Genomic DNA, 20,740 nt, shown 5'->3' with positions numbered 1-20,740 from the left:
CGGCGCCCTCACGTACGGTCCGGCGGCAGCCGTCCCCGCCCGGCCGACCGCCGGGACAGGGCCCGCTGAGCCGCCGTCAGTACCAGGGAGGAGCCGTGCGCGCGCAGCGCCGCGCGGGCGGCGTTGGCGCCGCAGGCGCCGTGCACCCCGCCGCCGGGATGGGCGGAGGCCGAGGCCAGATACAGCCCGCGCACCGGGGTCTCGGGCCGGCCGGTACCGGGCACCGGCCGGAACACCAGTTGCTGGTGCAGGCTGGTGGTGCCGCCGTTCACCGCCCCGCCGTGCAGGTTCGCGTCGGCCGCCTCCAGCACCGGCGGGGACAGCACGCGGCGGGCCGCGATCAGCGCGCGGAAGCCCGGCGCGTACCGTTCGACCTGCTCCTCCACCCGGTCCGCCATGGCCTCCCGTTCCCGTTCGTCCCACCGGCCCGTCAGCCCCTGCCCGGCGGCGTCGCCCCGCACCCGGTGCGGTACGTGGGTGTACGCCCACGCCGACTCGGTCCCGGCGGGGGAACGGGCCGGGTCGGCGGTCGTCATCTGGCCGAGCAGCAGGAACGGCCGGTCGGGCACCTGGCCCATGGAGAGCTGGGCGGAGAACCGGGTGAGGCCGTCCACCCCCTCCGCCACGTGCACCGTTCCGGCGCCGGACGCCTCCCGCGCCGCCCAGGGGATCGGCCCGCTGAGCGCCCAGTCCACCTTGAAGGTGGCGTAGTCCCACTGGAAGCGTCGCAGATCGTCCAGCACCCGGGCGGGCAGATGCTCGGCGCCCACCAGTTCCCGGTACAGCAGCGGGGCCGTCACATCGGCCAGCACCGCGCGCCGCGCCGCGATCGCCGTGCCGTCCGCCGTGCGTACCCCGACGGCCCGGCCGCCGCGCACCACGATCTCGGTGACCCGCTCCCCGCAGCGCACCGTCCCGCCGCGCCGGCGGAGCCTGCGCACCAGAGCGGCCGTCAGTTCGCCGGAGCCGCCCACCGGGACGGGGAAGCCGTAGGTCTGCCCGAGCATCGACATCAGCCAGCCGAACCCGCCGCTGCCGGTGGCCTCCGGCGGCAGATCGGCGTGCAGGGCGTTCCCTCCCAGCAGCAGCCGCCCGCCCTCCCCCGCGAACTCCTCCTCGCCGAACCGGCGGACCGGCAGCAGCAGCCGCCGCGCCACCCGCAGTCCGCCCGCCGCACGCAGCCGCAGCGCCAGCCGGGTCGCGGCGCGCACCGGCGGGAACGGGGTGAAGAGCGCGGACAGCACGTCGTCGCGGATGCCGTCCCACAGGGCGTGCAGTTCCCGCCACGCCGGTCCGTCACCGGCGGCGAACGCGTCCAGGCCGGCGGCGGTCGCCACGGGGTCGCGGTCGAGGACGGCGCAGCGGCCGTCCGCCAGCGGGTGGGCGAGGACCCGCGGCGCGTGGCTCCAGCGCAGCCCTTCCCGGTCCAGCCGCAGGGCCCGCAGGACGGGGGAGGCCGCCGCCAGTGGGTAGAAGGCGCTGAACCGGTCGCTCACGAAGTCGGGGTGGACGGCCCGGTCGCTGCGTACCGCGCCGCCCGGCTCGGGCTGTTCCTCCAGGACCGTCACCGTCCAGCCGGCGTCCGCCAGCAGATTGGCCGCGACCAGACCGTTCGGGCCGGCGCCGACCACGACGGCGTCGCTCATCCGCCGTCTCCCCCGCCCCGCGCGCCCTGCGGTGCGGCGGGTTCCGCGTCCTCCACCAGCCGCGCCAGCCGGTTGAGCATGCCGCGGTGCCGCAGTTGCTGGAGTGCGTCCAGGACGGCGTTGTGCAGCGCGCCGCCCAGCCCGCGCAGGGGGTGCTCGTCCATGATCACCAGGGTTTCCTCACCCCAGGGGCGGATGTCGAGGGCGATCCGCGCGGTGCCCAGCGGGCCGCTGTCGGCCTCCAGTTCCAGCGCACGCGGCGGTTCGCAGCGCCGGACCATGGTGCGTCCGTGCAGGTCCTTGCCGGCCAGCCGCACGGTGTAGGCGAGCGCGGCGCCGACCTCGGGCCACTCGCCCTCGGCCGGTGCGGACTCCCGGGTGCCGACCACCCAGTCGGCGTACCGGACGGGGTCGCTCAGGACGTCCCACACCGCTGCGGGCGGGCGGGCGATCAGTCGGTGCCGTACGGCCATGTGCAGGTCCCATCGCCTCGTCGGGCGAGGACGGGCCCCGTCCCCGCCCGCCTCCCGAATATGAGTCTTATGTGCTGCTTGTATGGATGGAAACACTTTTCGGGTACCGCGGCAGCCCGGGCGCCACCCGGCGCACGACCGGCACCGGTACCGGCTCCTGCGGGAAGGCACGCGCATGCGGACGCGGAACAACGTCGTCGTGATCACCGGGGCGAGCAGCGGAGTGGGGCGGGCCTGCGCACAACGGTTCGCCGCCCGGGGCTGGACAGTCGTCCTCGCCGGCCGGCGCGCCGCCGAACTGGAGGAATTGGCCCGCCGCTGCCGCCGGCGCCGCCGGGCCCGGGCGCTGGCGGTGCCCACCGACGTCACCGACCCCACCGCCGTGGACGAACTGGCCCGCCGGGCACTGGCGGAGTACGGACGGATCGACATGTGGGTCAACAGCGCCGCAGTCGCCGCGTTCGGGCCACTGGAGTCGGTCCCGCCGGCCGTCGTCCGGGGCGTGCTGGACACCGGCGTGCTGGGGTACGTGCACGGCGCGCGGGCGGCCCTGGCCGCGATGCGCGCGCAGGGCAGCGGCACCCTGGTCAACATCTCCTCGGCCGTCGGGGCCGCCCCCGTGCCGTACAACAGCGCCTATGTGATGGCCAAGAGCGCCGTGCGCGCCCTCGGCGGCAGCCTGCGGCAGGAGCTGCGGCTGAGCGGCCACCGGGACATCCATGTGTGCACCGTGCTGCCCGCCACCCTGGACACGCCCTTCTTCGGGAACGCCGCCAACTACTCCGGCCGGGCGGTGCGTCCGCTGTCCCCCGTCTACACTCCCGAGCGCGCGGCCCGCCGGATCGTCCGCCTGGCGCGCACGCCCCGGCGCGAGGTGTACGTCGGTCCCGCCGCCCGAGCCCTCGCCGTGCTCTCCGCCCTCGTGCCCGCCACCACCGAGCGGTTCCTGGCCCGCCAGATGGACCGCCACCACCTCTCCCGGACGGTCGCGGCCCCCGACACCCGGGGCAACGTCTTCGACCCGCCGGCCGGCGCCGCCCGGCACGGGGGCTGGCACGGGCGCCGGCGGACCGCGCTGCGGCGCCTGACCACCGCCGTCCTCCTCACCACCCTGGTCCTGACGGCCGGCCGCGCCCTGCGGCCCCCGGGCGGGGCCGCGGGCCGGATGCCGGCGGCGGCCGGCCGCCGCCGGTGCGCGACCCGGCGCCGCCGCGGCCCGTGGTCAGCCGGCTGAGCAGAGCCGGTCCTCCAGCGCCCGGGGCAGCGGATAGACGCGCTCCCCTGGCAGCAGCAGCCGCGCCTGGGCGGCCCGCCCCGCGCGCAGCAGCGCGGCGGCCTTGCGGACCTGCGGAGTGAGGTCGGTCAGGCTCACCGTCCAGTCGTCCGTGTAGGCCCGCAGCACGGAGCGGCCCACCCCGACCTGGATGCTGTAGTGGTTGAGCGCGGCCCCGCGCGGCGAGCGTTCCGGATCCCACTGCACATGCACGGCCGCCCGGGCGACCTCCGCCGGGTCGGCGGTGGTGAGCGCGGCCCGGGACAGCGCCTCCTCCCAGCCCTCGCGCGTCATCCGCACCGCCAGGATCCGTTCCTGGCCGGGCTTGCGGCCCCAGTTGCTGCGGTGCATCAGCCACAGGAACGACGGCTTGATCCAGGTCATGCGGTGGAACGAGAACGGCGGCACGAAACGGCCCGCCCGCAGCGCCGCGTCCGCGATGGCCGGCGAGTACGCCTGGTAGACGACGATCGTCGCGGCGTCGTGATCGGCGCGGATCTGGTAACGAGGTGCCATGCGCGCCACCCTGCCACCCGCCCCGGCGCCGCCTCGAACAGTTTTCCGGCCGGCCGGCGGCCCCGGCCCCGGCCCCGGCCAATACACCTAGCCCCGGTAGTGGTCCTCGTAGACCCGGGTCATCGCCCCGATCGGGTCGCGCACCACGTGCGCGGCCGAGTAGAAGGCGTTGCCACCGACCGCCGGGTAGTCCTGGCACAGCGTCAGATGGCGGGACAGCTCGGCCGGGTCCTGCCAGGCGTCCGGCTGGGCGGTGTCGCCCGCCTTGTACAGCGCCTCGCCGATGTACAGCTGCACCCCGGTGCCCTCGGCGACCTCCGCCCACCAGCGCACCAGCGTCGCGTAGTCGGCCGCCTCGTAGCCGATGTTCCAGTAGAGCTGCGGCAGCACGTAGTCGAGCCGTCCCTCCTTGACCCAGGTGCGGACGTCCGCGTACAGGTCGTCGTACGTCTGGACCCCGCCCCGGGTGTCGGAGCCCAGCGGGTCGGTGGACTTGTTCCGCCACACCCCGAACGGGCTGACCCCGAACGGCACTCCCGGCTTCAGTTCCGCCACCCGCTCGCGCATCTCCCGCACCAGCAGGTCGATGTTGTGCCGCCGCCAGTCGCCGATGTCGTCGAAGTCCCCGCCGTGCTCGGCGAACGCGTCGGCGTCGTCGAAGGTCTCGCCCGCCACCGGGTACGGGTAGAAGTAGTCGTCCCAGTGCACCCCGTCGATGGCGTAGTGCTCGACCGCGTGGCACATCGCGTCCTGCACGAAGGCGCGCACCTCGGGCAGGCCGGGGTTGTAGTACAGCCGCCCGCCGTACGTCACCACCCACTCCGGGTGGGTACGCGCCGGGTGGTCCCCGGCCAGCGCGGTGAGGTCGGCGTGCATGGCCACCCGGTACGGGTTGAACCAGGCGTGCAGTTCGAGTCCGCGCGCGTGCGCCTCGGTGACCGCGAACTCCAGCGGGTCCCAGCCCGGGTCCTCCCCCTGGGTGCCGGTCAGCCAGTGCGACCACGGCTCGTGCGGCGACGGCCACAGCGCGTCGGCGGTGGGGCGCACCTGGAAGAAGACGGTGTTCAGCTTCAGCTCGGCCGCCGCGTCCAGCAGGTCCGTCAGCTGCCGCTGCGCGTCGGCGGCCGGCTGGCCCTGCCGCGCCGGCCAGTCGATGTTGGCGACCGTCGCGATCCACATGCCGCGCAGCCCGCCGGCCGCGTTGCCGGGCCCGGCCGCCCCGGACGCCCCGCGCTCGCGCCACCGGCCGCGCGGCCCGCCGCTCGCCGATGCCTGGGAGAACGTCAGCACCGAGGCCAGTACCCCGACCGTGGCGGTGCCGAAAAATCTGCGGCTGACTCGTCCCACTGCGCTCCCCCAGGAGTGTGTCGTGCGTGCTCGGCCGGCCGTCGTCCGCGGACGACGGTACCTCCAGCTTCGTCCACTATCTTTGCCGCCATCCGTCCGTGACACACCCTTATGCGAACAACATTCGACAGTTAACATCAGCGACACGCACTTCTGGGAGCGCTCCCATCGCTTGATCACGTCCCTGTACTCCCCTCACCGCCCTCCCGGCGGTCTCCTCAGGACAGGAGCGCCCACGTGCGCAGATGGAAACCCGTGATCGCGACCACGGCCGGTCTGGCCCTGGCCGCAGGACTGCTCACCACCACCGCCCCCGCCGCCACGGCCGACGACGCCGGCGCCGAGGCGTACACCTGGAAGAACGCGCAGATCGGCGGCGGCGGCTTCGTTCCCGGCTTCGTCTTCAACCGCTCCGAGCCGGACCTGCTCTACGCCCGCACCGACATCGGCGGCGCCTACCGCTGGAACGAGCCCGCGCAGGAGTGGGTGCCGCTGCTCGACTCCATCGGCTGGGACGACTGGGGCTACACGGGCGTCGCCTCGATCGCCAGCGACCCCGTCGACCCCGACCGGGTGTACGCCGCCGTGGGCACGTACACCAACGACTGGGACCCCAAGAACGGCGCCGTCCTGCGCTCCTCGGACCGGGGAGACACCTGGCAGCACACCGAACTCCCCTTCAAACTCGGGGGCAACATGCCGGGCCGGGGCATGGGCGAACGCCTGGTCGTCGACCCGAACGACAACGACGTCCTCTATCTCGGCGCCCCCAGCGGCGAGGGCCTGTGGCGCAGCACGGACGCCGGTGTCACCTGGTCGGAGGTGACCTCCTTCCCCAACCCCGGTGACTACGTGCTCAACCCCGACGACCCATCGGGCTACGAGAGCGACATCATCGGCGTCGTATGGGTGACCTTCGACCCCGCCACCGGCTCCCCCGGTTCCCCCACCCAGACGCTGTACGCCGGCGTCGCGGACCTGGCGGAGAGCGTCTACCGCTCCACCGACGGCGGCGCGACGTGGGCCCCGGTGCCCGGCCAGCCCACCGGCTATCTGCCGCACAAGGGCGTGCTCGACGAGCAGACCGGTGATCTGTACATCGCCACCGCCGACAACCCCGGCCCGTACGCCGGGACGGACGGGGAGGTGTGGCGGCTGGACACCGCCACCGGACAGTGGACGGACGTGTCCCCGGTGCCGGCCGGCGGTGACCGCGTATTCGGGTTCAGCGGTCTGACGGTGGACCGTCAGAACCCGGGCACCGTGATGGTCACCGGCTACAGCTCCTGGTGGCCGGACACCCAGATCTTCCGGTCCACCGACAGCGGTGACTCCTGGACGGCGGCCTGGTCCTGGGGCAACTACCCGGAGCGGACCAAGCGGTACACGATGGATGTGTCCTCGGTGCCGTGGCTGACCTTCGGCGAGAACCCGCAGCCCCCGGAGGAGACCCCGAAGCTGGGCTGGATGACCGAGGGCATGGAGATCGACCCGTTCGATCCGGACCGGCTGCTGTACGGCACCGGCGCCACCGTGTACGGCACCACCCAGCTCACCCGCTGGGACCGGAACCAGACCTTCACCATCCGCCCGTTCGTCAAGGGCATCGAGGAGACGGCGGTCCTCGACCTGATCTCGCCGCCCTCCGGCGCACCGCTGCTGAGCGGGCTCGGCGACATCGGCGGCTTCCGGCACACCGATCTCACGCAGGTGCCGTCGATGATGTTCCGGCAGCCCAGCTTCGGCACCACCACCAGCCTGGACTACGCGGAGCTGGCCCCGAACATCGTGGTCCGGGTCGGCAACCATGTCGGTGAGGGAACCGATCCGCTGATCGGCTTCTCCACCGACAACGGCGCCCACTGGTGGGCGGGCTCCTCCCCCGGCGGCGCCACCGGCGGTACGGTCGCCGCCGCGGCCGACGGCAGCCGCTTCGTGTGGAGCCCGGAGAACACCGGGGTGCACTACGCGGTGGGCTTCGGGAACTCCTGGTCGGCGTCCCAGGGCATCCCGCAGGGCGCCCGCGTCGAGGCGGACCGGGTGGATCCGAGCCGCTTCTACGGCTTCCACGCGGGCACGTTCTACGTCTCCACCGACGGCGGCGCCACCTTCACCGCCTCCGCCGCCCAGGGCCTGCCGGCCACCGGCGAGGTACGGTTCGCGGCCGTGCCCGGCCGCACCGGCGACATCTGGCTGGCCGGCGGCGGCCTGTGGCGGTCCACGGACGGTGGCGCGAGCTTCACCCGGATCGGCTCCCTGGACGCCGACAACATCGGCTTCGGCGCCCCCGCGCCCGGCGCCTCGTACCAGGCCCTGTACAGCAGCGGTGTGGTGAACGGCGTGCGCGGCATCTACCGGTCCACCGACACCGGGGCTACCTGGACCCGGATCAACGACGACCAGCACCAGTGGGCATGGACCGGCGATGCCATCACCGGTGACCCGCGGGTGTACGGCCGGGTCTATCTGTCCACCAACGGCCGCGGCGTGATCTACGGCGACACCGCGTAATCACCGCCGGGTACGGCCTCCGGGACCGGCCGGTCCCGCTGCGCCTGCCCTCGCCGGGTAACGTCGTGGCCGACCGACCGAACCATGGACGACCAGGACCGGACCAGCGAAGGGGCACGGTGTGAAGGACATCGAACGCGTCGGAGTGGTGGGCTGCGGCCAGATGGGCGCGGGCATCGCCGAGGTGTGCGCCCGGGCGGGGCTCTCCGTCCGGGTCGCGGAGACCACCGGTGAAGCACTGGAGCTGGGGCGCACCCGGCTGGTGAACTCGCTGGACAAGGCGCTGGAGCGCGGCAAGATCACCGAGGAGGAGCACGAGGCGACCCTGGGGCGGCTGACGTTCACCACCGATCTGGGCGAGTTCGCCGACCGTGATCTGGTGATCGAGGCGGTGGTGGAGAGCGAGCCGGTCAAGACGGAGATCTTCCATGTCCTCGATCAGGTGGTCACCCGTCCCGACGCGATCCTGGCCTCGAACACCTCCTCCATCCCGCTGGTGAAGCTGGCGGTGGCCACCGGCAGGCCGCAGCAGGTCATCGGCATCCACTTCTTCAACCCGCCGCAGGTGCAGCGTCTGGTGGAGCTGATTCCGGCGCTGACCACCGGGGAGGAGACGGTACGGCGCTCGGAGGCGCTGGTCCGGGAGGTGCTGGGCAAGCACGCCATCCGGGCCCAGGACCGCTCCGGGTTCGTGGTGAACGCGCTGCTGGTGCCGTACCTGCTCGCCGCCGTCCGGATGTTCGAGTCGGGCGCGGCGAGCCGGGAGGACATCGACAACGGCATGGAGCAGGGCTGTGCGCACCCGATGGGCCCGCTGCGGCTGGCGGATCTGATCGGGCTCGACACGGTGGCCGCGATCGCCGACAGCATGTACGAGGAGTTCAAGGAGCCGCTGTACGCACCGCCGCCGTTGCTGCGCCGGATGGTCTCGGCGGGTCACCTGGGGCGCAAGAGCGGCGCCGGTTTCTACGCCTACGCGTAGGGCGTCGCCGCCGTCAGGAGGCCCGTTTGCGGCTCGCGGTCTTCTTGGCGGCGGCCTTCTTCTTGGTGGTGTCCTTCCCGGCCGCGGTCTTCTTCGCCGCGGTCTTCTTCCCGGCGGACTTCTTGGCGGGCGCCTTCTTCTTCCCCGCGGCCGGTTTCTTCCCGATCGGCGTGACGGTGGCCTCCTCGCCTTCCCCTCCGCCCTCCCCGCGCGCCTGGCGGGCGGTGCGCACGCTGTCCTCCAGGGCCGACATCAGGTCGATGACCCGACCGCCGGTGGCCGGCCGCTCGGTGATCTCCTCGGGGGCGCGTCCTTCCACCTTCGCGGTCACCAGGGCCTCGACGGCGGCCCGGTACTCGTCGTGCAGGTCGGCTATGTCGACCGAGCCCAGGGTGTCCATGAGGGTGTCGGCCAGGTCGAGCTCCGCGTCCCGCACGGTGACCTTCTCGCTGGGCACGACACCGGTGGCGGGCCGGATCTCGTCGGGCCACAGCAGGGTGTGCATGCCCAGCACCGCCTCGCTGTCGCCCTCCAGGGCGCGCAGCAGCGCGAGGGTCTCCCGGCCGCGCATCGCGAGTTTGGCGATGGCGCCCTTCTCGCTGCGGCGCAGCGCCTCGCGGAGCAGGGCGTAGGGCTTGATGGCCCCGGAGTCCGGTGCCAGGTAGTAGGAGCGGTCCAGCTGGTACGGGTCGATGCTGCTCACCGGCACGAAGCCGAGGATGTCGACGGTGCGGGCGGTGGGCAGCGGCAGGGCGGCCAGGTCGTCGTCGGAGAGCTGGACGACGGAGCCGTCGGCGGTCTCGTACGCCTTGCCGATCTCGTCGCCGCTGAGTTCCTCGCCGTCCAGCTCGCACACCTTGCGGTAGCGGACCCGGCCGTCGTCGGCGGTGTGGACCTGCCGGAAGGAGACCGAGTGGTTCTCGGTGGCGCTGACGACCTTCACCGGGATGCTGACGAGGCCGAAGGAGATGGTGCCCTTCCACAGTGATCGCATCATTCGCCCCTTTTATCCGCTTTCGTGCCATCCTCAGGCTATGCCTGTCGTCGAGGTGGAGGGGCGGCGTCTGTCGCTGTCCCGGCTGGAGAAGGTCATCTATCCGGACGGCACCACCAAGGGCGAGGTGCTGCACTACTACGCCGCGCACGGCAGCGCGATCCTGCCCCATCTGCGCGACCGGCCGCTGAGCCTGCTGCGCTACCCCGACGGCCCGGACGGGGAACTCTTCTTCACCAAACGCGTTCCGCAGGGCACCCCCGACTGGGTGAAGATCTGCGAGGTGCCGCGCTCCGGCGGCGGCACCATGCGGCAGGTGGTGCTCCAGGATCTGGCGAGCGTCGTCTGGGCGGCGAACCTGGTGGTCGAGTTCCACACCCCGCAGTGGCGGTACGAGACACCGGGGGTCGCCGACCGGCTGGTCTTCGACCTCGACCCCGGGGCGCCGGCCACCATCACCGACTGCTGCGAGGTGGCGCTGTGGCTGCGCGAGCGGCTGGCGGCGGACGGCCTGGCGGCGTACCCCAAAACCTCCGGGTCCAAGGGACTGCACCTGCTCAGCCCGCTGCGCCCGGCCGACTCCCGGGAGGTGTCGGAGTACGCGAAGCGGGTGGCCGGCGAGGCGGCGGCCGAACTGCCGGGGCTGGCGATCGCCACCATGGCCAAGCGGCTGCGGCCGGGCAAGGTGTTCATCGACCACAGCCAGAACGCCGCCCGCAAGACCACGGCCACCCCCTACACGCTGCGCGCCCGGCCCACCCCGGCGGTCTCCACCCCGGTCACCTGGGAGGAGGTGGCCGACTGCGCCGACCCCGCCGACCTGGCGTTCACCCTCCCCGATCTGCCGCCCCGCCTCGCCGCGCACGGCGATCTGATGACGCCCCTCCTCAACCCCCGCGCCGCCCGCCCGCTCCCCGGCTCCTGACGGCGTCGCACACGACGGGGGCCGGGACCCGAGCCGTAGCGCTCGGATCCCGGCCCCCGGCCGGACGGGACACGCGTCACGCGCCGCGCAGCACCGCCCCGGTGCGCTCAACCGCCGTGGCGACCGCCGCCTCGCGGGCCGCCGTCGCCTCCTCGGCCGTCAGGGTGCGGTCCGGCGCCCGGAAGCGCAGCGCGTACGCCAGCGACTTGCGGCCCTCACCCAGCTGCTCGCCGGTGAAGACGTCGAACAGCCGCAGCGACTCCAGCAGCTCGCCCGCGCCGTCGCGCAGCGCGGCCTCCACCGCGCCGGCCGGCACGGACGCGTCGACCACCAGGGCGACGTCCTGGGTGGCCACCGGGAAAGTGGAGATCCGCGGCGCGGTCACCGCCTCCGTACCGGCCCGCTGGAGCAGGTCCAGGTCGACCTCCGCCGCGCTGGTGCGCTCCGGCAGTCCCAGTGCCTTGATCACCCGCGGGTGCAGCTCACCGGCGTGCCCGGCGAGCACCTGCTCACCGTCGACCCGCACGTACAGCGCCGCGCAGCGTCCCGGGTGCCACGGCGCGTACTGGGCGGCGGTCACCGTCAGCTCGGCGCCCGCCTCCCGGGCCACCGTGCGGGCCGCCTCGATCGCGTCCCGCCAGCCGGACGGGCGCGCCCCGCCCCACCAGCCGGCCTGCTCCCGCGCGCCGGCCAGCACCACGGCGGCGTGCCTGGGCTGCTCGGGCAGCGCCGCGTCCAGCCCCGCGATCTCCTCCGCCGAGGGGCGGCGGGTCACCGGCAGCCGCACCGGGGTGCTCTCCTTGCCGGTCGGCAGGAACACCAGGCCGGTCTCGAAGAGCGCCAGGTCGTGGCTGCCGCGCCCGTCGTTGCGGCGCAGCGCCGCCAGGAGCCCCGGCAGCAGCGTGGTGCGCAGCGCCGGTTCCTCGTCGGAGAGCGGGTTGGCCAGGGTGACGGTACGGCGCCTGGCGTCGTCCGCGGGCACCTGGAGGCCGTCGAGCACCGCCGTGCCGATGAACGGGTAGTTCAGCGCCTCGACGTAACCGGCCCCGGCCAGCGCCCGGCCGACCCGCCGGTTGAGCCGCTGCCGCCGGGTCAGCCCCCGGCCGGCCGGCGGGCGCGGCAGGGTGGACGGCAGGTTCTCGAAGCCCTCCAGCCGGATGACTTCCTCGGCCAGGTCGTTCGGGTCGGTGAGGTCGGGGCGCCAGCTGGGCACGGTGACGGTCAGCTCGTCGGAGCCGTAGACGTCGCAGCCCACCTCCTGGAGCCGGCGCACGACGGTCTCGCGGCCGTAGGCCACGCCCGCGACCCGGTCCGGGTGGTCGGCGGCCACCTTGATGGTGCGCGGGGTGAGCGGCACCGAGACCTGGGTGACGCCGGGCCCGGCGGTGCCGCCGGCCAGCAGCACCAGCAGATCGACGGCGCGCTGCGCGGCGGCAGCGGCGGCCTGCGGGTCCACGCCGCGCTCGAAGCGGCGGGACGCCTCGGAGATCAGTTTGTGGCGCCGCGAGGTGCGGGCCACGGTCACCGGGTCGAAGTGCGCGGCCTCGATGACGATCTCCGAGGTGCCGGCGTTGTCCGCTCCGCCGTCACCGGCGGCGGTGTCCGTGCCGGAGCCGTCGGCGATCTCGGTGTGCGCGCCGCCCATCACGCCGGCCAGGCCGATCGGGCCCCGCTCGTCGGTGATGACCAGGTCCTCGGCGGCCAGCACCCGCTCGGTGCCGTCCAGGGTGGTCAGCTTCTCGCCGGCCTCGGCCCGCCGTACGCCGATCGCGCCGTGCAGTCGGGTGCGGTCGTAGGCGTGCAGCGGCTGCCCGAGTTCGAGCATGACGTAGTTGGTGATGTCCACGGCCAGCGACACCGGGCGCATACCGGCCTTCTGAAGCCGGCGCTGCATCCACAGCGGGGTCGGCACCTGCGGCTGCACCCCGCTGACGGTGCGGGCCACGAAGTGGTCGCAGGCGCCCCGGTCGGAGACGGTCACCGGGTAGCCCTCGCCGTTGGGCGCGGGCACGTCCAGCAGCGCCGGGTCGCGCAGCGGCAGCCCGTAGGCGGTGGCCGTCTCGCGGGCGATGCCGCGCAGCGACAGGCAGTAGCCGCGGTCGGTGGTGACGGCGATGTCGAGCACCTCGTCGACCAGTTCCAGCAGTTCGATCGCGTCGGTGCCGGGCTCGTGGCCGGGCGGCAGCACGATGATGCCGGAGTGGTCATCGCCCATGCCGAGTTCGGCGGCGGAGCAGATCATGCCCTCGGACAGCTGTCCGTAGGTCTTGCGGGCGGAGATCTTGAACCCGCCGGGCAGCACGGCGCCGGGGAGGACGACCACGACCTTGTCGCCGACCGCGAAGTTCCGCGCGCCGCACACGATGTTCTGCGGCTCGCCGGTGCCGTTGGCGTCGCCGACGTCCACCTGGCAGTAGCGGATGGGCTTCTTGAACCCGGTCAGCTCCTCGATGGCCAGCACCTGTCCGACCACCAGCGGGCCGGTGAGGCCGGCGCCCTGCTGCTCGACGGTCTCGACTTCGAGACCCGCCGAGATCAGCTTCGCCGCGAGGTCACGCCCGGTGACCTCGGCCGGCAGGTCGACGTATTCCCGCAGCCAGGAAAGCGGGGCCCGCATCAGATCTCCATCCCGAACGCCCGGGTGAACCGCACGTCACCCTCGATCATGTCGCGCATGTCCTCGACCGTGTGCCGGAACATCAGCAGCCGTTCGATGCCGAAGCCGAACGCGAAGCCGCTGTACTTCGCCGGGTCGATACCGGCGGCCACCAGCACCCGCGGGTTGACCACGCCGCAGCCGCCGAGCTCGATCCAGCCCTCGCTGGAGCAGGTCCGGCACGGCCGGTCCGGGTTGCCCACGGACTCGCCGCGGCACACGTAGCAGACCATGTCCATCTCGGCGGACGGCTCGGTGAACGGGAAGTAGTTGGGCCGCAGCCGGGTGTGCATCCCGGGACCGAAGAGCGAGGACACCATGTGGTCCAGGGTGCCCTTGAGGTCCGCCATGGTCAGGCCCTCGTCGATGGCCAGCAGCTCGACCTGGGTGAAGACCGGGGTGTGGGTAGCGTCCAGCTCGTCGGTGCGGTAGACGCGGCCCGGGCAGATCACGTAGATGGGCGGCTCGCGGTCCAGCATGGAGCGGATCTGCACCGGCGAGGTGTGGGTGCGCAGCACGACGCCGGACTCCGCGCCCGCGTCCTTGCCCGTCCCCGAGGCGTCCGCCACGAAGAAGGTGTCGTGGGTGGTGCGCGCCGGGTGGTCGGGGGCGATGTTGAGGGCGTCGAAGTTCAGCCACTCCGCCTCGACCTCGGGGCCCTCGGCCACCTCGTAGCCCATGGCCGTGAAGATGTCCTCGATGCGCTCCGAGAGCGTGGTCAGCGGGTGCCGGGCGCCGGCGGGGGTGCGGTCGTAGGGCAGGGTGACGTCGACCGCCTCCTCCACCAGGACCCGCTCGTCGCGCTCGGCCTCCAGTTCCTCCTGCCGGGCCTTGAGCGCCTTGTTCACGGCGCCGCGGGCCTGGCCGACGCGCTTGCCGGCCTCGGCCTTGGCCTGCGGGGGCAGGGCACCGATCTCGCGGTTCGCCAGCGCCAGCGGGGAGCGGTCCCCGGCGTGCGCGGCCTTGACCTCCCGCAGCGCGTCGAGGTCGCTCGCGGCGGCGATCGCGCCGAGCGCGGCCTCGCGCGCCCGGTCGATCTCTTCCGGTTTCAGTGCCTCGACCTCGACCGGGTCGTACGACTTATTGGGTGCCGACATCTCTTCCCATTGTTTCCGTGTGGCTGTGCGCTTCACTGCGCTGCGCGCCGGGGCCCGGCCCGGGGTGCGGATGGCCCCGGTGCCTTGCGACGCCCCACGGCATCGTGCGTGCCAGGGGTCGAGTCTAAGGGGGAGCGGGCAGCGCGGCGGAAACGCCTGGACGTGTGAGGTGGCCCGCGGGGGCCGTCAGACCATGAAGGCCGGGGTGCCCGCGGGCAGGGTAAATCGGAACCGGGCGCCGCCCCGGGCGCCGTGGCCCGCCGTGACGGTGCCGCCGTGCGCTTCGACGATGCCCTTGACGATGTACAGACCGAGACCGGTGCCGCTGCGGTCGCTGCCGCGCCAGAAGCGGGTGAAGACCCGGTGCATCGCCTCTTCGGGGATGCCGGGGCCCTCGTCGCTCACGGTCACGGCCGTACCTTCCTGGTGGTGGTCGCCGGGCGGGACCCGGTCCAGCTCAATGGTGACCGTCCCGGCGCCGTGGCGCACCGCGTTTTCCAGCAGGTTCCCCAGCACCTGGTCGATCTTGTCGGGGTCGGCCCACACCCCGGGCAGATCTGCGGCGACCCGCACCGTGAAACGGTCGGCGGGCAGGCCGCCGTTGACCAGGGTCTCCACATGGCGGCGCACGGCCTCGGCGAGCTGGACGGGCTGGCGGCGGATCTCCAGCCGTCCGGAGTCGATGCGCGAGACGTCCAGGAGTTCGGTGATCAGCCGGGTGACGCGGTCGGCGTCGCTGTCCACGGTCTGGAGCATCAGCCGTTTCTGGTCGTCGGTGAACCGCTCCCACTTGTCGAGCATGGTGGCGGTGAAGCCCTTCACCGAGGTGAGCGGGGAGCGCAGCTCGTGGGCGACGGTGGCGATCAGTTCGGCATCCGAGCGCTCGTCCCGGTGCCGGGTACCGGCGTCCCGCAGGCCGAGGACCAGCCGGTGCAGCGGGCCGCCGGGGGCGGTGCGCAGATAGCGGGTGGTGACCAGCACCTCCTTGCCGCCGGGCAGCAGCAGATGGTGCTCCGGCTCACCGGAGCGGCCGGCGGAGGCCTGGTACGGGTCGGTCACCAGCCACCAGCGGCGGCCGTCGGTGTGCTCCAGGGGCAGCGCCTCCTGGATGCGGCGGCCCAGCATGGCGGTGGGCACGGAGCCGGTCAGCCGGCCCGCCTCGGCGTTGAAGCAGCGGATGTGTCCGAGTTCGTCGGCGATGACCAGCCCGTCGGGCAGGTCGTCCGGCCGCATCTCCACGTCCCCGGCCCCCGCTGCGCTGTCCATCCCCGTGATCGCCCCTCTCCCACCTGCGCGTCACCTTACTAGGACCGGCGTCAATAATCCCCTCCTCCGGCGGCCGGGGGCCAGGCCGCACCTGACCCCGGAACCGGGCGGAAGCGGTCAGCCGCCGGCGCAGCCGCCGGGCGCGCGCTGGGCCCGGGCGGAGGCGTACAGGCAGACGGCGGCGGCGGTGGCGAGGTTGAGGCTCTCGGCCCGGCCGTGGATGGGCACCCGGACGGCGGCGTGCGCCAGGGCGCGGGTCTCCGGGGGCAGCCCCCATGCCTCGTTGCCGAAGATCCAGGCGGTGGGCCCGCCCATCCGGCCGGCGTCGAGTTCGGCGTCGAGGTCGTGCTCGCCCGCGCCGTCGGCGGCCAGGACGCGTACCCCGGCCGCGGCGAGCGCGCCGACCGCCTCCTCCACGGAGACCCCGACCACCACCGGCAGATGGAACAGCGAGCCGACCGAGGCGCGTACCGCCTTGGGGTTGTACAGATCGACCGAGGCGTCGGTGAGGACGACGGCGTCGGCGCCGGCGGCGTCCGCGCAGCGCAGGACGGTACCGGCGTTGCCCGGGTCACGGACGTGGGCGAGGACGGCCACCAGCCGGGGCCGGCCGGCCAGCACGGTGTGCAGCGGCCGGTCCACGAAGCGGCACACCCCGACCAGCCCCTGGGGGGTGACGGTGTGCGAGATCTCCGCGATCACCTCGTCGGCGGCCAGGTGCACCCGTACCCCGGCCCGCCGGGCGGTTTCCACCACGTCGGCGTGCCGCTGGGCGGCCTCGGCGGTGGTGAAGAGTTCCACCAGGGTGGCCTCGCCGTCCGCGCGGTGGGCGATGGCCTCGCGTACCGCCTGCGGGCCCTCGGCCAGGAAGCGGCGTTCCTTGCCCCGGAAGCTGCGGCGGGCCAGCCGGCGGGCGGCGGAGACGCGGGGGGAACGCGGGGAGATCGGCTCGGCGGCGGGGGCCATGGGCGGCGGCTCACTTCTGGCGGTGCGGATGCGGACGGCGCGCGCGGGGCGCGAGGCGCGGGCAGCGCGGATACGGGGCGCGGGTACGGGAGCGCCGGGCCGGAAAGCACCGGACCCGCAGGCGGTGCCGCCTGCGGGTCCATCGACTGTCGCCCTCATCGGGGACGGCCGGCCTGCGTGCGCTGCGCGGCAGCGGACGGGTGTCAGGCGGCCTTGGGGGCGTTCACGTCGCTGGGGAGCGCCTTCTGGGCGGTCTCGACCAGGACGGCGAACGCGTTGGGGTCGTTCACCGCGAGGTCCGCGAGGATCTTGCGGTCCACCTCGATCTCAGCGGCCTTCAGGCCCTGGATGAAGCGGTTGTAGGTGATGCCGTTGGCGCGGGCGGCGGCGTTGATCCGCTGGATCCACAGCTGCCGGAAGTCGCCCTTGCGCTTCTTGCGGTCGTTGTAGTTGTAGACGAGGGAGTGGGTGACCTGCTCCTTCGCCTTGCGGTACAGGCGGGAACGCTGACCGCGGTAGCCGCTGGCCTGCTCGAGGATCGCCCGGCGCTTCTTGTGGGCGTTGACTGCCCGCTTGACGCGTGCCACGTATGAACTCCTTGTCGGGGGGTCGCGGATCTGTCCTCACGCGACCCGGAAACGGATGGGTCCCGGTCGTCGGGCCTGCGCCGCCGCCCGGTGGGGCGGACGGCCCGGCCTCACTTGCCGAGAAGCTTCTTGATCCTCTTGGCGTCGGCCGGAGCGGTCTCCGTCGTGCCGGCGAGGCGACGGGTCAGCGTCGAGGGCTTGTGCTCCAGGTAGTGACGGCGACCGGCGCGCTGGCGCATCACCTTGCCGGAGCCAGTCAGCTTGAAGCGCTTGCTGACACCGCTGTGCGTCTTGTTCTTCGGCATGTCGCCGCTCTCTCCTCGTCGGTGACGCCCCCGGGAGCCGTTTCGTCGGCTCGGCCGGGCGCGTCAGTTGCTTCCCGTCCCCGCACCGCGCGGACGACGCGCGGTGGCGGGATACGTCAGGACGCGGTGCGTCCCTGCTGTTCCAGGCGCTCGGCCTTGCGGGCGGCCTGCGCCTCCCGGGCCTCGGCCATGGCCTCGGTCTTCTTCTTGTGCGGGCCCAGAACCATGATCATGTTCCGGCCGTCCTGCTTCGGGCTGGACTCCACGAAGCCCAGGTCCGAGACGTCCTCCGCGAGCCGCGTCAGCAGCCGGTAGCCCAGTTCCGGGCGGGACTGCTCACGACCGCGGAACATGATCGTGATCTTGACCTTGTCCCCCTGCTTGAGGAACCGGACGACATGACCCTTCTTCGTGTCATAGTCGTGCGGGTCGATCTTCGGCCGGAGCTTCATCTCCTTGATCACCGTGTGCGCCTGGTTCTTGCGCGCCTCACGGGCCTTCATGGCCGACTCGTACTTGAACTTCCCGTAGTCCATGAGCTTGCACACCGGGGGCCGGGCGTTCGCCGCGACCTCTACCAGGTCCAGGTCGTACTCCTGGGCAAGCTCCAGTGCCTTGGCAAGCGGCACGATGCCGACCTGCTCGCCACTGGGACCGACGAGTCGCACCTCGGGGACGCGAATCCGGTCGTTGATGCGGGGCTCGGCGCTGATGGGGCCTCCTAGGTTGCGCCGCACGGTTGTCTGGCGGACAGCCATGCACGGATATGCGGGTGACCACCGCCCCACTCAGGACGCGAAAAACGCCCCGGACGGCACACAGGCGGGGCTCCTTGACAGACCGGAGCACCGCCGCGATCACCGCGGGGCGCAGCCTGACCAATGACCTGCCGGCGGGATGCCGGTCAGGTGGGAGTTCGGAGCCTCCACTTGCGGGCCGGACACGTGCGTATCCAGCCGGTCGTTCTCTATGGTACACAACGCTTGCACCCAGGCATCCCTGGGTGCAAGCGTTGTGTACCCGGGGATGCCGGGGAACAGGGACGCTTCCCGGCCGCCTACGCTGGTCGCCATGAGCGACTCCGTCCAGACCCCCGCCCCCGCAGAGCCGGCCGCCGCCGGCGAGGCCACCCGCGACATCGCGGACGTTCCGGCCGTCGAGGTGATCACCACCGTGGCCGTCCACCTGATGAGTTCGGCGGCGGTCAATCTGGGCCTTGCCGAGGGCGGCGAGGACCACAAGGACCTGGACGAGGCGCGCAAGCTGATCACCGCGCTGGCCGGTCTGGTGACCGCGGGCGCCACCGAGATCGGCTCGTACCACGCGGGGCCGCTGCGGGACGGTCTGAAGTCGCTCCAGCTGGCCTTCCGCGAGGCCTCCAGTGTGCCGGACGAGCCGGGGCAGGGCCCGGGCGAGAAGTTCACCGGCCCCGTCTTCGGCTGACCGTCCCCCGTCAGGAATCCCGCGGTCCCGCGCCACCGCTCTCCGTCGTCCCGGCCGTTCCGGCCGTCCCGCCCTTGGCGGAGCCGGCGGAGAGCGTGGCCAGGCCGGGGAACAGCCGCTCGCCGTGCGGGTGGATCAGATACCGCACCAGGACGGCCAGCAGCGCGCCCGCGATCGGGGCCACGAAGAACAGCCACATCTGCGCCCACGGCTGCCCGCCCGCGAAGATCGCCGGGGCGAAGCTGCGGGCCGGGTTGACCGAGGTCCCGGTCAGCGGGATGCCCACCAGGTGCACCGCCGCCAGCGTCAGCCCCAGCGGCAGCGCGGCCAGCGGGACCAGGGTGACCTTGTGCGTCACCGACAGGAAGACGAAGACCAGCAGGAAGGTCAGCATCACCTCGGCGACGATCGCGCCGAAGGTGGACAGGCCCACCGCCGAGCGGTAGCCGAAGCCGTTGGTGCCGAACGCCTGGCTGGTCCGCAGCCCCGGCACCTGCCGCGCGACCAGGAACAGCAGCGCCGCGCCCGCGATGGCCCCGATGAACTGGGCCAGCCAGTAGATCACGGTCCTGCGGAACGTCATCCGGCCCGACAGGAACATCGCGAGGCTGACGACCGGGTTCAGATGGCTGCCCGACACCGGCCCGATGATGAACGCCAGCAGCAGCAGCGTGAAGCCGAAGGCCAGTGCGATACCGAAGGACCCCACGAACTCGCCGGCCAGCACGGCGGAGCCCACCCCGAAGAAGATCAGGATCAGGGTGCCTATCAGCTCGGCCGTGAACAGCTGCGCCTCGTCCTCGGTCTCGGCCTGCTCGGATTCGGTCTCCAGGGGTTCCGCGGACATGACGCCTCCAGTACCTGGGTGGATCTTTGTGCGAGTCTGGACGAGAGACCGGGCGCGTCGCACATCGAATGCGCCGTCCGGGTGTCAGCGGTGCAGCAGAGGATCCCCGGGCAGGGCGGTGCCCGGCGGCAGGACGGCGAGCTGGAGGCCGCGCACCAGATGGGCACGCAGGACCTGGTCGGCGGCGAGCGCCCGGGCGATCCGGCCCACCACCGGCGCCGGGTCGGTGTCCGGCGCCAGCAGCAGGGCCAGCGTGGCGTCGTGGTCGGCGCCGGCACCGGGGGCGGCCACCAGCTGGGCGGACCGTACGGCGGGCTCGGCCGTCAGCAGGGCGGCCACCGCCTCCCGTACGGCCGGGGTACGGGCCACCTCCCGGCCGCCACCGGCGGCCAGGCTCCGCAGCGCGGCGCCGGTCAGTTCGTACTCCACCGGACCGCCCAGATCCAGCACCAGGGTGCCCGCGCCCTCCTGGACGGCCGCGCCCAGCGCCTGCGGCACGGTGACGGCGACCGGCCGGGCGTCGGGCCGCCAGCGGGCGAGCGCTGCGGTGGAGGTGAAGACGGGGAGCGCGCGGCGGCCGTCCGGAACGCTGAGGGTGAGCACCGCCATGTCGCTGCTCTTCTCCCGGCGCAGCCCGTCCGGGCCGGTCTCGGCCTCGCCGAGCACCGCCACCACCGGCACCAGCAGCCGGGCGCCGGCCAGCACCTGGAGCAGGCGGGGTTCGGTGGCCGGATCGCGGGCCCAGTCGGCGAGGGCCCGGCCGAGTTCGGGGTCCTGGCCGCCGTCGTCACCGGCGAACGCGGGCTGCGGAATGTTCTTGAGCGCCACCCGCCGAGGGTATCCGGGGCCGGGGTACGGCCGGACGGGCGGGGGCCGTACGGGGGGCACGCGCCGCGGCCGGTGCGT

Annotated in this window: 19 protein-coding genes; 5 read left to right on the top strand and 14 right to left on the bottom strand. The window is 73.2% G+C overall.

Features of this window, described 5'->3' with window-relative positions; translation table 11 throughout:
- Positions 1 to 8: 8 nt before the first annotated feature.
- Positions 9 to 1,646: a phytoene desaturase family protein gene (locus BM385_RS05890; RefSeq protein WP_019435032.1), complete on the bottom strand. Its 1,638-nt coding sequence runs from the start codon at positions 1,644 to 1,646 to the stop codon at positions 9 to 11.
- Positions 1,643 to 2,119 carry an SRPBCC family protein gene (locus tag BM385_RS05885; protein ID WP_019435031.1) on the bottom strand — a complete coding sequence of 159 codons (477 nt, stop codon included), beginning with the start codon at positions 2,117 to 2,119 and terminating at the stop codon, positions 1,643 to 1,645. The genes BM385_RS05890 and BM385_RS05885 overlap by 4 nt, the downstream gene beginning before the upstream one ends.
- 175 nt (positions 2,120 to 2,294) lie before the next feature.
- Here BM385_RS05885 and BM385_RS05880 point away from each other — a divergent pair, with 175 nt between their 5' ends.
- Positions 2,295 to 3,353, top strand: coding sequence for an SDR family oxidoreductase (locus BM385_RS05880; RefSeq protein WP_093842376.1), 1,059 nt, complete (start codon positions 2,295 to 2,297; stop codon positions 3,351 to 3,353).
- On the opposite strand, the gene BM385_RS05875 is transcribed toward BM385_RS05880, so the two are convergent.
- Positions 3,342 to 3,908, bottom strand: coding sequence for a DUF4291 domain-containing protein (locus BM385_RS05875; protein ID WP_093842375.1), 567 nt, complete (start codon positions 3,906 to 3,908; stop codon positions 3,342 to 3,344). The genes BM385_RS05880 and BM385_RS05875 overlap by 12 nt on opposite strands.
- 87 nt (positions 3,909 to 3,995) lie before the next feature.
- Positions 3,996 to 5,255, bottom strand: a complete 1,260-nt coding sequence (locus BM385_RS05870) for a glycoside hydrolase family 10-like protein (protein ID WP_019435028.1) — start codon at positions 5,253 to 5,255, stop codon at positions 3,996 to 3,998.
- Positions 5,256 to 5,510: 255 nt separating this feature from the next.
- Between BM385_RS05870 and BM385_RS05865 the strand changes: the two genes are divergently transcribed.
- Together BM385_RS05865 and BM385_RS05860 are read left to right on the top strand one after the other, a co-directional pair.
- Entirely contained in the window at positions 5,511 to 7,766 is a 2,256-nt protein-coding gene (locus tag BM385_RS05865) for a beta propeller repeat protein (RefSeq protein WP_093842374.1), read from the top strand.
- Between the two features lie 121 nt (positions 7,767 to 7,887).
- On the top strand, positions 7,888 to 8,748 hold the full coding sequence (locus tag BM385_RS05860) for a 3-hydroxybutyryl-CoA dehydrogenase (protein WP_019435026.1): 861 nt from the start codon (positions 7,888 to 7,890) through the stop codon (positions 8,746 to 8,748).
- 13 nt (positions 8,749 to 8,761) lie between these two features.
- Here BM385_RS05860 and ku read toward each other — a convergent pair whose 3' ends face one another.
- Entirely contained in the window at positions 8,762 to 9,742 is a 981-nt protein-coding gene (ku, locus tag BM385_RS05855; protein WP_093842576.1) for a non-homologous end joining protein Ku, read from the bottom strand.
- Between the two features lie 40 nt (positions 9,743 to 9,782).
- On the opposite strand from ku, the gene ligD reads away from it, so the two are divergent.
- Positions 9,783 to 10,667: a non-homologous end-joining DNA ligase gene (ligD, locus tag BM385_RS05850; protein WP_093842373.1), complete on the top strand. Its 885-nt coding sequence runs from the start codon at positions 9,783 to 9,785 to the stop codon at positions 10,665 to 10,667.
- Between the two features lie 76 nt (positions 10,668 to 10,743).
- Here ligD and pheT read toward each other — a convergent pair whose 3' ends face one another.
- The 7 genes from pheT to infC all read right to left on the bottom strand — a co-directional run bounded on the left by pheT (position 10,744) and on the right by infC (position 18,302).
- A complete protein-coding gene (pheT, locus tag BM385_RS05845) occupies positions 10,744 to 13,284 on the bottom strand; it encodes a phenylalanine--tRNA ligase subunit beta (protein ID WP_093842372.1) in 2,541 nt (846 codons plus the stop codon).
- Positions 13,284 to 14,420: a phenylalanine--tRNA ligase subunit alpha gene (gene pheS / locus BM385_RS05840; RefSeq protein WP_019435022.1), complete on the bottom strand. Its 1,137-nt coding sequence runs from the start codon at positions 14,418 to 14,420 to the stop codon at positions 13,284 to 13,286. The genes pheT and pheS overlap by 1 nt, the downstream gene beginning before the upstream one ends.
- A 186-nt stretch (positions 14,421 to 14,606) precedes the next feature.
- The gene (locus tag BM385_RS05835) at positions 14,607 to 15,686 is read right to left on the bottom strand and encodes a sensor histidine kinase (protein ID WP_093842371.1); all 1,080 of its coding nucleotides are present in this window, start codon (positions 15,684 to 15,686) and stop codon (positions 14,607 to 14,609) included.
- Between the two features lie 117 nt (positions 15,687 to 15,803).
- On the bottom strand, positions 15,804 to 16,652 hold the full coding sequence (locus BM385_RS05830) for a TrmH family RNA methyltransferase (RefSeq protein ID WP_093842370.1): 849 nt from the start codon (positions 16,650 to 16,652) through the stop codon (positions 15,804 to 15,806).
- 203 nt (positions 16,653 to 16,855) lie between these two features.
- Positions 16,856 to 17,239, bottom strand: a complete 384-nt coding sequence (gene rplT, locus BM385_RS05825; RefSeq protein ID WP_019435019.1) for a 50S ribosomal protein L20 — start codon at positions 17,237 to 17,239, stop codon at positions 16,856 to 16,858.
- Positions 17,240 to 17,349: 110 nt separating this feature from the next.
- A complete protein-coding gene (gene rpmI, locus BM385_RS05820) occupies positions 17,350 to 17,544 on the bottom strand; it encodes a 50S ribosomal protein L35 (RefSeq protein ID WP_019435018.1) in 195 nt (64 codons plus the stop codon).
- A gap of 116 nt (positions 17,545 to 17,660) precedes the next feature.
- A complete protein-coding gene (gene infC, locus BM385_RS05815; RefSeq protein WP_078576292.1) occupies positions 17,661 to 18,302 on the bottom strand; it encodes a translation initiation factor IF-3 in 642 nt (213 codons plus the stop codon).
- 313 nt (positions 18,303 to 18,615) lie between these two features.
- Here infC and BM385_RS05810 point away from each other — a divergent pair, with 313 nt between their 5' ends.
- Positions 18,616 to 18,987: a DUF1844 domain-containing protein gene (locus tag BM385_RS05810; protein WP_019435016.1), complete on the top strand. Its 372-nt coding sequence runs from the start codon at positions 18,616 to 18,618 to the stop codon at positions 18,985 to 18,987.
- 10 nt (positions 18,988 to 18,997) lie between these two features.
- Here BM385_RS05810 and BM385_RS05805 read toward each other — a convergent pair whose 3' ends face one another.
- Both BM385_RS05805 and BM385_RS05800 read right to left on the bottom strand, forming a co-directional pair.
- Positions 18,998 to 19,834, bottom strand: coding sequence for an MIP/aquaporin family protein (locus BM385_RS05805; RefSeq protein WP_093842369.1), 837 nt, complete (start codon positions 19,832 to 19,834; stop codon positions 18,998 to 19,000).
- 84 nt (positions 19,835 to 19,918) lie between these two features.
- Positions 19,919 to 20,662, bottom strand: a complete 744-nt coding sequence (locus tag BM385_RS05800; protein ID WP_093842368.1) for an SseB family protein — start codon at positions 20,660 to 20,662, stop codon at positions 19,919 to 19,921.
- Between the last annotated feature and the right edge of the window lie 78 nt (positions 20,663 to 20,740).

It is taken from the genome of Streptomyces harbinensis (genome assembly GCF_900116145.1).
GTDB lineage: Bacteria > Actinomycetota > Actinomycetes > Streptomycetales > Streptomycetaceae > Streptomyces > Streptomyces carpaticus.
Note: the sequence above shows the minus strand (reverse complement) of the source record. Positions and strands in the feature narration are given on the sequence as shown.